Source organism: Microbispora sp. GKU 823 (assembly GCF_002027145.1).
Classification (GTDB): Bacteria; Actinomycetota; Actinomycetes; order Streptosporangiales; family Streptosporangiaceae; genus Microbispora; species Microbispora siamensis.
The window spans coordinates 18985-34023 of sequence record NZ_MWJN01000041.1; the positions used below are offsets into that span (position 1 = coordinate 18985).

General features: G+C 71.7%; 10 protein-coding genes and 1 pseudogene. 3 read left to right on the forward strand and 8 right to left on the reverse strand.

Annotated elements, in window-relative coordinates; all coding sequences use genetic code 11:
- Position 1: 1 nt before the first annotated feature.
- Positions 2-910, reverse strand: coding sequence for a carbohydrate ABC transporter permease (locus B1L11_RS21955; RefSeq protein WP_218671249.1), 909 nt, complete (start codon positions 908-910; stop codon positions 2-4).
- Positions 907-2220 (reverse strand): glycoside hydrolase family 36 protein, encoded by a 1314-nt coding sequence (locus B1L11_RS21960; protein ID WP_079316220.1) that lies wholly within the window; start codon positions 2218-2220, stop codon positions 907-909. The genes B1L11_RS21955 and B1L11_RS21960 overlap by 4 nt, the downstream gene beginning before the upstream one ends.
- Before the next feature lie 171 nt (positions 2221-2391).
- Here B1L11_RS21960 and B1L11_RS21965 point away from each other — a divergent pair, with 171 nt between their 5' ends.
- On the forward strand, positions 2392-3576 hold the full coding sequence (locus B1L11_RS21965; RefSeq protein ID WP_079316221.1) for an ROK family transcriptional regulator: 1185 nt from the start codon (positions 2392-2394) through the stop codon (positions 3574-3576).
- On the opposite strand, the gene B1L11_RS21970 is transcribed toward B1L11_RS21965, so the two are convergent.
- A complete protein-coding gene (locus B1L11_RS21970) occupies positions 3573-5285 on the reverse strand; it encodes a GMC oxidoreductase (protein WP_079316222.1) in 1713 nt (570 codons plus the stop codon). The genes B1L11_RS21965 and B1L11_RS21970 overlap by 4 nt on opposite strands.
- A 13-nt stretch (positions 5286-5298) precedes the next feature.
- On the reverse strand, positions 5299-6855 hold the full coding sequence (locus B1L11_RS21975; protein ID WP_079316223.1) for a succinic semialdehyde dehydrogenase: 1557 nt from the start codon (positions 6853-6855) through the stop codon (positions 5299-5301).
- Positions 6856-6963: 108 nt separating this feature from the next.
- On the opposite strand from B1L11_RS21975, the gene B1L11_RS21980 reads away from it, so the two are divergent.
- A complete protein-coding gene (locus B1L11_RS21980; RefSeq protein WP_079316224.1) occupies positions 6964-8910 on the forward strand; it encodes a beta-propeller domain-containing protein in 1947 nt (648 codons plus the stop codon).
- Between the two features lie 3 nt (positions 8911-8913).
- Here B1L11_RS21980 and B1L11_RS21985 read toward each other — a convergent pair whose 3' ends face one another.
- Positions 8914-10674 (reverse strand): glycerol-3-phosphate dehydrogenase/oxidase, encoded by a 1761-nt coding sequence (locus B1L11_RS21985; protein WP_079316225.1) that lies wholly within the window; start codon positions 10672-10674, stop codon positions 8914-8916.
- A gap of 193 nt (positions 10675-10867) precedes the next feature.
- Between B1L11_RS21985 and nagA the strand changes: the two genes are divergently transcribed.
- Positions 10868-12013 carry an N-acetylglucosamine-6-phosphate deacetylase gene (gene nagA, locus B1L11_RS21990; protein ID WP_079316226.1) on the forward strand — a complete coding sequence of 382 codons (1146 nt, stop codon included), beginning with the start codon at positions 10868-10870 and terminating at the stop codon, positions 12011-12013.
- 56 nt (positions 12014-12069) lie between these two features.
- Here nagA and B1L11_RS21995 read toward each other — a convergent pair whose 3' ends face one another.
- From B1L11_RS21995 to B1L11_RS55050, 3 genes and pseudogenes are all read right to left on the reverse strand, one after another.
- Complete coding sequence (locus B1L11_RS21995; protein WP_179155270.1) at positions 12070-13188, reverse strand: GuaB3 family IMP dehydrogenase-related protein; 1119 nt, start codon at positions 13186-13188, stop codon at positions 12070-12072.
- Between the two features lie 33 nt (positions 13189-13221).
- Positions 13222-13797 (reverse strand): IMP dehydrogenase, encoded by a 576-nt coding sequence (locus B1L11_RS55045; RefSeq protein ID WP_372974709.1) that lies wholly within the window; start codon positions 13795-13797, stop codon positions 13222-13224.
- Positions 13785-14702: pseudogene (locus B1L11_RS55050) on the reverse strand (IMP dehydrogenase); the annotation flags it as partial. The pseudogene B1L11_RS55050 and the gene B1L11_RS55045, both read right to left, overlap by 13 nt.
- Positions 14703-15039 lie beyond the last annotated feature (337 nt).

Below are 15039 nucleotides of genomic sequence, written 5' to 3' on the forward strand. Positions count from 1 at the left end.
CTCAGCTGAGGTCGTAGGTCGTGCGCTTGCCGAAGAACCGCACCTGGGCCAGCGTCACCACGAGGATGATCACGAAGAGCAGCATGGAAAGCGTGGAGGCGTAGCCGAAGTCGAAGTCCTTGAAGGCCGTGTTGTAGATCCGGAAGTTGATTACGTCGGTGCTGCCGCTGGGACCACCGTCGGTCATCACGAAGATGGTGTCGAAGATCTGGAAGGCGCCGATCAGGTTCGTCACCGTGACGAAGAACATGGTGGGATTGAGCAGCGGCAGCGTCACCCGGAAGAACCGCTGCACGGGCGTCGCCCCGTCCGTGGCCGCGGCGTCGTGGAGTTCGCTCGGGATGCCCTGCAGGCCGGCCAGGAAGAACAGCATGTTGTACCCGGTGTGCTGCCAGACGTTCACCAGCGCGACCGCCGGCAGCGCCCAGGCGGGATCGGACAGCCAGTCGGGACCGGTGACACCGATCAGGGAGAGGGCGCCGTTGAGCGCGCCACCCCGCGGATCGAAGATCCAGTTCCAGGTGAGGCCCATGACGATCGGCGTCGCCATCCACGGCACGACGAACAGCGCGCGGTAGTAACGCATGCCCCTGACCCGCTGGTTCAGCAGGAGGGCGAGGATCATGGCGAGGACCGTCTGCAGCGGGACGCACAGCAGGACGTAGAGGACCGTGACCCAGACCGAGTGCCAGGCGGCGCCGTCTTCGGCGAGGCGCCGGTAGTTCTCCAGCCCGGCGAACATCGGGTCGGACAGCAGCTTCCAGTCGAAGAAGCTCAACCCGAGCACGATCAGGACCGGCAGCAGCAGGAACGCGGCCACGCCGAGGAGGCTGGGGGTGACGAACAAGTAGCCGTACCAGGCGCCGGATCGCCCGGTGCGGCCGGTGCGGCCGGCCGGGTCCGCTGTCACGACGGGTTCGGGCGGGTGGGGACCATCAACCGCCGGGTCGTGTCCAGGCCCCACTCGTCGAGAGCGGCGATCGGGTCGCTCGACCCGCGCAGGCCGCCCGTGCGGTGGACGTGCTCCGCCCACTCCTCGCGCGCCTCCATCTCCGGCCGGGCGATGACGCAGTCGGGGTCGTTCACCCACCACCGGGCGTGGAGGAACTCGCGGGCCGCGCCGGTGAGCCGGGCGCCGAGCTGGGAGGGCTGGCTGATGTCGCCCGACCTGGGCAGCACCCGCAGCGCCACGTCCGGGCTGACCCGCATGATGTCGACCAGGCCGATGCTGGGCAGCATGGGCGCCCCGCAGCCGTGCAGGACGGCGTCGTCCCCCGCGCCCTCGCGGATCAGTTCCAGCCCGCGGCGGTAGGCGGCGATCGGATCGACGTCCTCGCTCCGCCGGCCCGGAAGGGCGCCGGCGTAGAGGTAGTCGAGCTTGAAATGCGTGATGCCCTTGGCCCGCAGGGTGCGGAAGACGTCGACCAGGTGGGCGGCGGCCTCCGGGTGCGTGACGTCGAGGACGGCGAGGTCCTGGTCCCACATCGTCCCGGCGTGGGCGCCGCCGACCAGCCACTCGGCGTGCTCGCGGAAGACGCGGCTGCGGTGCCCGGCCAGGAAGGGCGCCACCCAGATGCCGGCCCGTCTGCCCGCCTGCGTGACCTCGCCGACGACCCGGTCGAGCGAGCCGAACCCGGGGCGCGGCTCCAGCCAGTCGCCGATCTCGGCCTCGTAGCCGTCGTCCAGCAGGAACATGTCGGCCTCGATTCCGTGGCGGGGCGCGAGGCGGAGGTTTTCCAGGATGTCGTCGTCGGTGACCTTGTCCCAGTAGCCGTACCAGGAGCACCACATCGGCGGCACCGCGGGAAACCGGTCCGGGGCGAACCCCGCGGCCATCGCCGTGGCCCAGCCGCGGAGCGCGGCGTCGAGTCCGCCCTCGATCCGCTCGTGCCGTACCGGCCCGTCGGCGGAGACGACGAGGCGGCCGCCCTCGGCGCGCAGGCGGATGGACGGGACCCGCAGCGGGTCGGGCGCCGACCAGAGGAAGATCGGTGCGCCCTCGCCAGGGTCCACCGCCAGGAGGCCCTCCCCCTGGTAGGTGTCAGCGGGGACGGGCGTCTCCGGGCGGTAGCAGAGGACCTGGATGTTGGCGTCCGCGGCCCGGGGAGGAGTCTGGCCGAAACGATAGGTGCCGGTGGGACTCCAGGACTGCCACCCATGCTCGAAGACCAGGGCCTTCGCGGGGTCGCACACGATCTCGCCGATGTCAGTGAACGACATCAGACTTCATTCCTCTCGCTCACTTGTGATGGAGTCCTTCATTAGTAACAGTGGGGTGTTGACGGGTCAATAGCCGCTTGCGGCGAACTCCGAGGACCTGACGGGCAGCAAGATCCTCCACCGTCTGTCATAATCGGTACTTCTGGAGGTTTCCTACGTTAGGGACGGTTCATGGGGAACCCGCCGCTCGGCGGTGACCTGTCGCGGCTGCGACAGCTCAACGCGCTTTCCACGATCAGGGCGCTGCGCGGAAGCGCACCCGCCACGCTGTCGGCGCTCTCCGCGCGGACCGGCCTGTCACGCCCCTCCTTGAAGGAGGTCGTCGGCGAGCTGACCAGTCTCGGCTGGGTGGAGGAGGTTCCCCCCACCTCGGGCGGAATGGGGCGGCCGGCCCGCCGCTACCGCTTCCGGGCCGACCGCGGTCACCTGGTCGGGATCGACATCGGGGCGCACAACGTCCGCGCCGCCCTGTCCAATCTCGACGGGACCGTCCTGGCCGAGACCAGGCAGGCCGTCGTCCCGGAAACGCCGGTACGGGAACGGATGGAGGCGATCGGACGCGCGGTCGGCGGCTGCCTCGCCCTCACCGGCCTGACCATGGCGGACGTGTGGACCGTGGCCGTCGGAACCACCGGCATCGTCACACCGGAGGGCGTCGTCACCTACTCCGCGGGGATCCCGGCGTGGACCGGTCTCGACCTGGCCGGTCTGCTCGGCGCCATGTTCCCGTGCGAGGTGCTCATCGAGAACGACAGCCGGCTCGCGGCCCTGGCCGAGGCCAGGCGAGGGGTGGCCCGCGGCGCGCGCGACGTGGTGTTCCTGCACGTCGGGCGGCGCATGGGCACCGGACTGATCATCGATGGGAAGCTTCATCGTGGGTTCGGGGCGGCGGCGGGAGAGATCGTCATGCTTCCGCAGGCCCGCTGGTTCGACGCGCCCGACCATCTCAACAACTGCCCGGTGGTCCCGGAGGGCACCCCTGTGGAGGACGCCGCCAGCCACACGCTGGCCGCCGCCAGAGACGGCGACCCGGCGGCGCTGGCCGCCGTCGAGCGTTACGTCGACGATCTCGCCGTCGGGGTCGCCGCGATCGTCCTGGTGCTCGATCCCGAGATCGCCGTGCTCGGTGGCGGTTTCTCCCGCTCGGCCGACGTGCTGCTCCCGCCGCTGCGCCGCCGCCTGGAGGCGGTCTGCCTGCGCATGCCCGAACTGCGCGCCTCCACGCTCGGCGACGAGTGCGTGGTGTTCGGCGCCATCGACCACGCGGTCGACCACCTCGACCGGCAGTTGTTCACGGCGGACTCCGGCACGTCGCTGCCCGTCCCCCTCACCCGGGACGCCGTCTCGCGATCCTAACCGGCGCGCCCTTCCGCGTCCGGTGTGGTGGCGGCGCCGTGGGTGATGCCCACGATCGGCAGGCGCAGCGCGCCCGGCGCCGACGCGGGGACGACCGGCCGCACGGGCGCGACCGGCCCGAGCCGCACGTACGCGGAGCCGAGGGCGGGGCGCGGGTCCGGCTCGCCCTTGTTCGGCCACAGCGCCATCGCGCGCTCGGCCTGGGCAGTGATCGTGAGCGAGGGGTTCACGCCGAGGTTGGCCGACACGGCCGAGCCGTCCACGATGTGCAGGCCCTCGTGGCCGTAGACGCGGTGGTAGGGGTCGATCACGCCGGTCTCGGGCGAGTCGCCGATCGCGCAGCCGCCGAGGAAGTGCGCGGTGGCCGGGATGTCGAACAGGTCGAGCCAGGAGCCGCCGGGCAGGCCGCCGATCTCCTCGGCCGCCAGGCGGACGGCCTCGTGCCCGGCGGGGATCCAGGTGGGGTTCGGCTCGCCGTGGCCCGGGCCGGCCCGCAGCTTCCCGCCCTTCAGCGAGAGCGTGATCGAGTTGTCCTTCGCCTGCATGACCAGGGCGATGACCGTGCGCTCCGACCACCTGCGGTGGTTGAACAGCCGGGGCAGCAGGTGCGGCCGCCGCAGGGCCGCCCCGAGGAACTTGAGCCAGCGCGGCGCCCGCCCGCCGCCGTCCACGAGCAGCGTGCGCAGCAGTCCCATGGCGTTGGAGCCGTCGCCGTACCGGACCGGCTCGATGTGCGTCTCCGGGTCGGGATGGATCGAGGAGGTGATCGCCACGCCGTGGTTGAGTTTGGCGCCCTTGGCGGTGAGGCGTTCGAAGCCGAGCAGGGCCTCGGAGTTCGTCCTGGTCAGCGCGCCGAGCCGAGGTGAGATCCGGGGCAGCGTGGTCGCCCTGAGCCGGTGGAGCAGGTGCTGCGTGCCGTACGTCCCGGCGGCGAAGACCACCTGCCCGGCGGTCAGCGTGCGGGTGGGGCCGAACGGGCCGGTGCGCCTCACTGTGATCTCGTAGCCGCCCTCGATCGGCCGCACGCCGGTGACGGTGGTCTCCGGGTGGACCTTCGCCCCGGCCTTCTCGGCCAGGTAGAGGTAGTTCTTGATCAGCATGTTCTTGGCGCCGTGGCGGCAGCCGGTCATGCACTCGCCGCACTCGGTGCAGCCGCGGCGGCGCGGCCCAGCCCCGCCGAAGTAGGGGTCGTCCACCTCGACGCCGGGCTCGCCGAAGAACACCCCGACGGGGGCGAGATGGAAGGTGTGGCCGACGCCCATCCGCTCCGCGACCTTCTTCATCACCTCGTCGGCGGCGGTGACCGTGGGGTTGTCCACCACGCCCAGCATGCGCCTGGCCTGGTCGTAGTAGGGCGCGAGCTCGGCCTTCCAGTCGGTGATGTGCGCCCACTGGGGATCGCGGAAGAACGGGTCGAGCGGCTCGTAGAGGGTGTTGGCGTAGACGAGCGAGCCGCCGCCCACCCCCGCGCCGGCCAGCACCATCACGCCGTTGGCGCCGCGCAGGACGTGGATGCGCTGGATGCCCTTCAGGCCCAGGGCGGGCGCGAACAGGAAGTCCCTGGCCCGCCAGGAGGTCTTCGGCAGGGTCTTCTCGTCGAACCGCCGACCGGCCTCCAGGACGCCGACCGAATAGCCCTTCTCGGTGAGCCGAAGCGCGGTCACGCTCCCGCCGAACCCCGACCCGATCACCGCGACGTCGTAGTCCAACGCCCCGCCTTCCTTACTTGAGGTGTAGCCGCTTCATCGTCTTGAGCAGCCCCGCGAGCGTGTCGGCGTACTTGTCGTAGGTCATGCCGAGGATCGGCTCGAAGCCCAGCCACGTGGCCTGGCTGGCCACCGTCTGGACCTCCGTGTACTTCAGCAGGCCCTCGGTCCCGTGGCGGCGGCCGAGCCCGGACGACTTCATCCCGCCCATCGGCGCGTCGTAGGAGGCGTACGCCGAGCCGTACCCCTCGTTGATGTTGACCGTGCCGGCCTTGATCCGGGCCGCGAGGCGGCGGCCCCGCGCGACGTCCCTGGTCCAGATCGAGGCGTTCAGCCCGTACGCGGTGTCGTTGGCCGCGTGAACCGCCTCGTCCTCGTTCCTGAAGCGGTAGAGCGACACGACCGGTCCGAACGTCTCGTCCCTGCAGACGGCCATGTCCTCGCCGACGCCGTCGAGGATGGTCGGCTCGTAGAAGAACGGGCCGAGGTCGGGGCGCGGCCTGCCGCCCGTCAGCACCGTGGCGCCCTTGGCGACGGCGTCCTCGACGTGCGCCGCGACCCCGTCGAGCTGCCGCTGCGAGGTGAGCGAGCCCATCTGCACGTCCCAGTCGAGACCGGGGCCGATCCTCATGTTCTCCACCGCCCGGACGAACTTGTCGCGGAAGGCGTCGGCGATCGCCTCGTGCACGTAGAGGCGCTCGATCGAGATGCACAGCTGGCCCGCGTTGGTGAAGCAGGCCCGGATCGCGCCCTGGGCGGCCACGTCGAGGTCGGCGTCGTCGAGCACGATCATCGGGTTCTTGCCGCCGAGCTCCAGCGAGCAGCCGATGAGCCGCTTGGCCGCCTCCTCGGCGATCTTGCGCCCGCCGCGCGTCGAGCCGGTGAACGCGACGTAGTCGGCGCCGTCGATCAGCGGGTCGCCGACGTCCTCCGGATCGCCGAGCACGACCTGCCAGATGTCGCGCGGCATGCCCAGCTCGGCCAGCAGGTCGATCGTCCAGAGCGTGGACAGCGGGGTCTGGGTGTCGGGCTTGTGCACGACCGCGTTGCCCGCGATCAGGGCGGGGACCACGTCGGTCACGCCGAGGGCCAGCGGGTAGTTCCACGGGCTGATCACCGCGACCACGCCCTTGGGGTGGCGCAGCTCGGCGGCCCGGGTGGCGATCGGGAAGATGCCCTGCCTGCGCTGCGGCTCGAGCAGCCCGGGCGCCCGCCGCGCGTAGTAGAGCGTGCAGCCCGCCACGTCCGCCACTTCCTCGTACGCGTGCCGCCGTGCCTTGCCGGTCTCCCACTGCACGATGTCGAGCAGCTCCCGGCGGCGGTCGAGCAGCGCGTCGTGGAGCCGCAGGAAGGGCCTGATCCGCTCCCGGACCGGCAGCGCCGCCCAGGCCTCCTGCGCCGCCCTCGCCCTGGCGTACGCCGCGCGGACGTCCTCGGGGGTGGAGATCGGGACCTCGGCCAGGACCTCGCCGGTGAACGGCGCGAGGATCTCCCTCGTCTTGCCCTCGGAGGAGACGTGCGTGAGGATCCGGTCGACCACGGCCGCGTCGAGCGTCCGATTCATGGCACCCATGGCGGAAGAATATTCCGGAGCCCCGCTCATGGCTACCGGTAAGTAATGCCTGGAGCCCCGACCGCCGCGGCCGTCGAACCGGGACGGGACGTGATCCGTCTTGGGGGCATGAGGACATCGATTCGTACGGCGGGCATTCTCGCCGCGCTGCTGGCCACGGGAGCCACGGGCTGCGCGGGTGGCCGTACGACACAGGACTTCCCGCCCCCTGCCACGGACCTGACCGGCAAGGTGCGGCTCGTCGCGTACGCCGACTGCGACGAGATGACGGAGGGGCTGCGGCAGGCGGCCGCGCGGAACGTGACCCCCTGGGGCTTCGGGGACGCCATGCTCTACGCGGCCCGCTCCGACGTCGCCGCCGCCAAGCAGGCGACGCCCGAGCAGTCGTACTCGACCACGAACACGCACGAAGCGGGCGTGGACGAGCCCGACCTGGTCAAGACCGACGGCGACCGGGTGATCACGGTCACCCGGGGCGTGCTGCGCGTCGTGGACGCGAAGACCCGGAAGGTCACCGGGACGCTGCGGCTCGTGGCCGAGGACCAGTCGTGGGCCCAGGCCGACCTGCTGGTGCACGGCGACCGCGCGCTCGTGCTGTTCCAGGGCGGCGGGATCATCCCGTTCGGGGCGACGGCCAAGATCCGGGCCGGCTCCGGTGGCCCGAGGTACGTCCTCGTGGACCTGTCCGGCGAGCCGCGCGTCCTCGGCGCGATGACCGTGCACGGGCAGCACATCGACGCCCGCCAGGTCGGCTCCACGGTGCGGCTCGTCGTCCGGTCCCAGCCGGAGATCGCCTTCCCCGCGCCGGAGCAGGACGAATCGGAGAAGGAACTGCTCGAAGGCAACCGCAAGGCCGTGCTGTCCGCCCCCGCCGACGCGTGGCTGCCGTCGTACGACGTCGAGTCGGGCGGCGCGAGCCGCACCGAGCGGGTCGGCTGCGGCCAGGTCAGCCACCCCGACCAGTTCACCGGCACCTCGATGCTGACCATCCACACGATCGACCTGGCCGCCGCCACGCCGTTCGGCTCGCTCACGCCGATCGCGGTCGCGGCCGACGGCGACACCGTGTACGGAACGGCGGGCAGCCTCTACGTCACCAGCAATCCCCGCTGGTGGGCGGCGCGCCCGATCGACGTGGTGCCGCTGCCCGATTCACCGGCAGCGCCCACGGCCACGCCGGAAGCACCGCCCGAGCGCACGGAGGTGCACCGCTTCGACGTCTCCGCCCCCGGCGCCCCGCGCTACGTCACCTCGGGGTCGGTGCCGGGACGGCTGCTGAACCAGTACTCCCTGTCGGAGTACGACGGCCATCTGCGGGTGGCGACGACCAGCGGCGCCGAGGTGTTCGGCGCGAGCCCGGGCACGAGCGAGAGCGGCGTGTACGTGCTCGACGCCGGCACGCTCGCGCAGACGGGCTCGGTCACGGGCCTCGGCAAGGGCGAGCGGATCTACTCGGTGCGGTTCATGGACGGCCTCGGCTACGTGGTGACGTTCCGCCAGACCGACCCCCTGTACACGCTGGATTTGCGGGACCCGGCCGCGCCGAAGGTCACCGGCGAGCTGAAAATCACCGGTTTCTCCGCCTATCTCCACCCGGCGGGCGAGGGGCGGCTCATCGGCATCGGCCAGGAGGCGAGCGAGAAGGGCCGGGTGCTCGGAACGCAGATCTCGCTGTTCGACGTCTCCGACCCGGCCGCGCCTGCGGTGCTGTCGCGGTTCCACCAGGAGAAGTCCGGCTCGGAGGCCGAGTGGGACCCGCACGCCTTCCTCTACTGGCCCGCCACCGGGCTGGCCGTGCTCCCGCTCCAGAACTGGTCCGACGGCGGGATCGCGGGCAGCGCGGCCCTCGCGCTGCGCGTCGGCGACCGCGAGATCACCAAGCTGGGCGTCGTGACCCACCCGCGGCCGACCGCGAAGAGCGACTTCGCCCCCGCCGACCAGGGCATCCGCCGTTCCCTCGTCATCGGCGACGACCTGTGGACCGTGTCCGACACCGGTCTCAAGGTCAGCGACGCCGCCACGCTGGCCGACCGGGCGTGGATCCCCTTCGCCTGACGATCAGTTGCCGTTTCCCCCCGCCTTGGCGAGATCACGCGGGGGCGCGACGGGGACGATCTCCGGCGCGCCGAGACGGATCGCGTCGGCCTCCTGGTCGGTGTCCTGCTCCTGGGAGGCGCGCTCCGCCTCGACCCGCTTGGTGTAGTACTCGACCTCGCGCTTGACCTGATCGGCGTCCCAGCCGAGCGGGCCGGCCATGAGCTCGGCGGCCTCCTGGGCGACCGCGGTCCCCCGGTGGAAGGTCTCGATCGAGATGCGGGTGCGCCGCGTGAGCGCGTCGTTGAGGTGCCCGGCGCCCTCGTGCGTCGCCGCGTACACGATCTCCGCGCGCAGGTAGTCGTCCGCGCCGTCGAGGGGCCGGCCAAGCGAGGGGTCCTCCTGGATGAGCGCCAGCACCTCGTCGATGAGTGAGCCGTACCGCTCCAGCAGGTGCTCGATCCTGGCCACGTGCAGCCCGGAGGAGCGCGCCATGCGGTGGCGGGAGTTCCACAGGGCCTGGTAGCCCTCCGCGCCCGCGAGCGGCACCTGGTCGGTGCAGGACGACGGCACGCGCTGGTCGAGGCCGTGCGCGACCGCGTCGACGGCGTCGGCCGCCATTACCCGGTACGTCGTGAACTTGCCGCCGGCCACCATGACCAGCCCGGGCACGGGGTGGGTGACGACGTGCTCGCGCGAGAGCTTGGAGGTCTCCTCGGACTCGCCGGCCAGCAGCGGCCGCAGCCCGGCGTACACGCCTTCGACGTCGTCCCTGGTCAGCGGCACCGAGAGCACCGAGTTGACCCGGTCGAGCAGGTAGTCGATGTCCGCCCGCGAGGCCGCGGGGTGCGCCTTGTCGAGGTTCCAGCGGGTGTCGGTGGTCCCGATGATCCAGTGCCGGCCCCAGGGGATGACGAACAGCACCGACTTCTCGGTGCGCATGATGAGGCCGGTGAGGGAGTGGATGCGGTCGCGCGGCACCACGAGGTGGATGCCCTTGGACGCGCGCACGTGGATCTGCCCCCGGCCGCCGACGAGTTGCTGGATGTCGTCGGTCCACACGCCGGTCGCGTTGACGACCTGGCGGGCCCGCACGTCCAGCTCGGCGCCGGTCTCCAGGTCGCACACGCGCACCCCGGTGACCCGCTCCCCCTCACGCAGGAAGCCGACCGCCTGCACCCGGGAGGCGACGTGCGCGCCGTACGTCGCGGCGGTGCGCAGCGTGGTCATCACGAAGCGGGCGTCGTCGACCTGGGCGTCCCAGTACTGCACGGCGCCGGTGAACGCCGACCTGCGCAGCGAGGGGACGACCCGCAGCGCCTGGCGGCGGGTCAGGTGGCGGTGCCCCGGCACGCCCCGGGTGAGGCCGAAGGACAGCCCGAGCGTGTCGTAGAGCGCGAGCCCCGCCCCGATGTACGGCCGCTCCCAGCCCGCGTGCGTGAGCGGGAAAAGGAACGGCACCGGCCTGACCAGGTGCGGCGCGATCCGCTTGAGCAGCAGCGACCGCTCCCGCAGGGCCTCCCTGACGAGGTCGAAGTTGAGCTGCTCCAGATAGCGCAGCCCGCCGTGGATCAGCTTGGACGACCGGGACGACGTGCCCGAGGCGAAGTCGCGCGCCTCGACCAGGCCCACCGAGAGCCCGCGGGTCGCCGCGTCGAGCGCGACGCCGGCGCCGACCACGCCGCCGCCGATCACGACGACGTCGAGTTCCTGCGCCTCCATCCGCGCCAGGGCGGCGGTACGTTCTGCCGGGCCGAGCCGTGCCGTCCCCATCCTCGCCGTCATAAGGCTCCTTCTGTACCGCTTTCGCCATTGCCGAGTAAATCTACCCGTGAGTAGCTACCCGGGAATCCATCGTTTCCGTCGCCTTTCCCAAGGATCTCCGGAAATGTCGGTGAACAATCCTGAGGAGCCGCGCCCCGGTCCGTCATCCCGCCCCGGGGCGGGAGGCGGGCGCCGTACGCGGAAGGATGGCGGCATGAGCGTGACTCTCTCCGATGCCCGCGTCGTCACTCCCGACGGCGTCCACGACGGCTGGCTCACCATCGAGGACGGCAGGATCACCCACATCGGGCGCGGGCAGGCCCCGCGCGACGGGCTCGGCCTGGGCGGGCGCACCGTCGTCCCCGGCTTCGTCGACATCCACAGCCACGGCGGCGCCGGCGGAAGCTTCCCCGACGGCGACCCGGAGACCGCCGCCGCGGTCGCGGCCTTCCACCTGAGCCGCGGCTCGACCACCCTCATGGCGAGCCTCGTCACCGCCGCGCCCGACACGCTCGCCCGGGCCGCCGCGACGCTCGCCGACCTGTGCGAGCAGGGCCTGATCGCCGGCATCCACTTCGAGGGGCCGTACATCGCCAGGTCGCGTTGCGGCGCGCACGAGCCGACGCTGCTGCGCGAGCCCGACGTGGCGGAGTTCCGGGCGCTGGTGAAGGCCGGGCGGGGCCACGTCCGCATGCTGACGATCGCGCCCGAACTGCCGAACGCGCTCGACGTGATCAGGGACGCCGCCGCCGAGGGCGTCGTCGCCGCGCTGGGTCACAGCGACGCGACCTACGAGCAGACGATCGAGGGGATCGACGCCGGGGCGACCGTGGCCACCCACCTCTACAACGCGATGCCGCCGCTCGGCCACCGCGCGCCGGGACCGATCGCCGCCCTGCTCCAGGACGAGCGGGTGACCGTCGAACTGATCAACGACGGCGTCCACGTCCACCCGGCGATGCTGCGCCTGGCCATGCACGCCGCGGGCGCGGGCCGTACGGCGCTGATCACGGACGCGATGGCGGCGGCGGGCATGGGCGACGGGCGCTACCCGCTCGGCCCGATGACCGTCGACGTCGTGGACGGGGTGGCCCGGCTCGCCTCCGACACTCCCGGAGGCGGGTCGATCGCCGGCAGCACGCTCACGATGGACGTGGCCTTCCGCCGCACCGTGCGGGAGGCCGGGCGCTCCCTGGTGGACGCCGCGCTGATGGCCTCGCTCACCCCCGCCCGCGTGCTCGGCCTGGACGGCGAGATCGGGTCGATCACGGTCGGCAAGTACGCCGATCTCGTGGTGCTCGACGACGACCTGGGCGTCGGCGGCGTGATGAAGCGCGGCGCGTGGGTCCGTCACCCCTGACCGGTCCCCGGAAAGCCGAAGGCCGGGCCCGGCGGGCCGGCCTCCCCGGCGGCGGCTCAGCGCTGCGGCGGGGCGACGACCACCTCGACACGCTGGAACTCCTTGAGATCGGAGTAGCCGGCGGTGGCCATCGTGCGGCGCAGCGCGCCGAGCAGGTTCATCGAGCCGTCGGCCAGCGACGACGGGCCGTGCAGGATCTCCCGCAGCGTGCCGATCGTGCCGAACTCGACCCGCTTGCCGCGCGGCAGCTCGGGGTGGTGGGCCTCAGAGCCCCAGTGGAACCCGCGGCCGGGGGCCTCGCTGGCCCGCGCGAGCGGCGAGCCCACCATGACGGCGTCGGCGCCGCAGGCGATCGCCTTGGCGATGTCGCCGGAGCCGCCCATGCCGCCGTCGGCGATGACGTGGACGTAGCGGCCGCCCGACTCGTCCATGTAGTCGCGGCGGGCCGCGGCCACGTCGGAGATCGCGGTGGCCATCGGCACGACCACGCCCAGCACGTTGCGGGTGGTGTGCGAGGCGCCGCCGCCGAAGCCGACCAGCACGCCGGCCGCGCCGGTGCGCATGAGGTGCAGCGCCGCCGTGTACGTCGCGCAGCCGCCCACGATTACCGGGACGTCGAGCTCGTAGATGAACTGCTTGAGGTTGAGCGGCTCGGCCCGGCCGGAGACGTGCTCGGCGGAGACCGTCGTGCCGCGGATCACGAAGATGTCCACGCCCGCGTCGATCACGGCCTTGTGGTGCTGCACGGTGCGCTGCGGCGACAGCCGTACGGCGGTCGTGACGCCGGCGGCGCGGATCTCCTCGATACGCCGGCCGATCAGCTCGTCCTTGATCGGCGCGGTGTAGATCTCCTGCAGCCGCCTGGTCGCGGCCTCCCGGTCGAGGGTGGCGACCTCCTCCAGGAGCGGCGCCGGGTCCTCGTAGCGGGTCCACAGCCCTTCGAGGTCGAGCACCCCGAGGCCGCCCAGGCGACCGATCTCGATGGCCGTCTGCGGCGACACGACGCTGTCCATCGGGCTCGCCACGAGCGGAGAGTCGAACCGGTAGGCGTCGATCTGCCAGGAGATCGACACCTCCTCCGGGTCGCGGGTGCGCCGGGAGGGCACGATGCCGATCTCGTCCAGCGCGTAGGCACGCCGCCCGCTCTTGCCGCGCCCGATCTCCACCTGTGTCATATCGCCTGTTCTTTCCGTTTCTTCCGCTACGAGCTAGCGCCCGTGGTAGTTCGGGGCCTCGACCGTCATCTGGATGTCATGCGGGTGGCTCTCCTTGAGCCCGGCCGCGGTGATCGGCATGAGCTGCGCCTTCTCGTGCAGCTCCTGGATCGTCCGGGAGCCGGTGTACCACATGCCCTGCCGCAGACCGCCGACGAGCTGGTGGGCCACCGCCGCGACCGGGCCGCGGTAGGGCACCTGGCCCTCGATGCCCTCGGGGATGTACTTGTCCTCCCCGGACACCCCGGCCTGCGCGTACCTGTCCTTGCTGAACGACGCGCCGCCGCGCTCGCGGTTGCGCACCGCGCCCAGCGACCCCATGCCCCGGTACGACTTGAACTGCTTGCCGTTGATGAAGATCAGCTCACCGGGCGACTCCTCGCAGCCGGCCAGCAGCGAGCCGAGCATGACCGTGTCGGCCCCGGCGGCCAGCGCCTTGGCGATGTCGCCCGAGTACTGCAGGCCGCCGTCGCCGATGACCGGGACGCCGGCGGGCCACACGCCAGCGCGGCCTCGTAGATGGCGGTGAGCTGCGGGGCGCCCACGCCCGCGACGACCCGGGTGGTGCAGATAGAGCCGGGCCCGACGCCCACCTTGACCGCGTCTGCGCCCGCGTCGACCAGCGCCTGCGCGCCCGCGCGGGTGGCGACATTGCCGCCGATGACGTCCACCCGGCCGTTGGCCTTGATCTTGGCGATCATGTCGCACAGGCCGCGCGAGTGCCCGTGCGCGACATCGACGATGATGACGTCCACGCCCGCCTCGATCAGCGTCATGGCGCGCTCCTCGGCGTCGCCCGCGACGCCGACCGCCGCGCCGACCATCAGGCGGCCGTCGGCGTCCTTGGTCGCGAGCGGGTACTGCTCACTCTTGGTGAAGTCCTTGACCGTGATGAGGCCCTGCAGGCGACCGGCCTCGTCCACGAGCGGAAGCTTTTCGACCTTGTTCTGCCGCAGCAGCCGGAACGCCTCGTCGCGGTCGACCCCCACCGGCGCCGTCACCAGCGGCATCGGGGTCATGACGTCGCGCACGGCCCGGCTCTGGTCGCTCTCGAACCGCATGTCGCGATTGGTGACGATGCCCACGAGCACGCCGTCCGCGTCGGTGACCGGGACCCCGGAGATCCGGTAGGTCGCGCACAGCCGCTCGACGTCGGCGAGGGTGTCCTCGGGAGAGCAGGTGACGGGGTTGGTCACCATCCCCGCCTCCGACCGCTTGACCAGGTCGACCTGCTGCGCCTGCTCCTCGATCGAGAGGTTGCGGTGCAGGATGCCGATGCCGCCCTGCCGGGCCATCGCGACCGCCATGCGCGCCTCGGTGACCGTGTCCATCGCGGCCGACACCAGCGGGATGCGCAGCGTGATGGTGCGGGACAGCCGGGTCGTCGTGTCGGCCTCCCCCGGCTGCAGGTCCGAATAGGCGGGAACGAGTAGCACGTCGTCGAACGTGAGTCCCGGTTCGGTGAACTTGGCCATCTGCTGCACCCCTCCTGCGCTGTGGGTCCTCGCGCGTGGGTCCCTCGCCAGACCCGAGGTCAGTCTAGTGGGCGCCCCAAACCGCTTCCGGCAGACCTGTCAAGGGGGAGGGCACAAAAAGTGGGGGGACCGGCTTCCGGTCCCCCCACTTCCCCGCGTCGCGCCCGCCACGCCCGTCGAGCCCCCCTCCGCGCCCGGCAGACGCGGCGTTCCCGGCTAACGCTGGGTCAAGAATGCGTCACGGAGCGTCCACGCGCAATAGCGTAACGTGCAACTGCACAAAGATGCATTTCCTGTCTCTCGAAACTCCGCCCGAAACAAATGCGAAACCTCACTT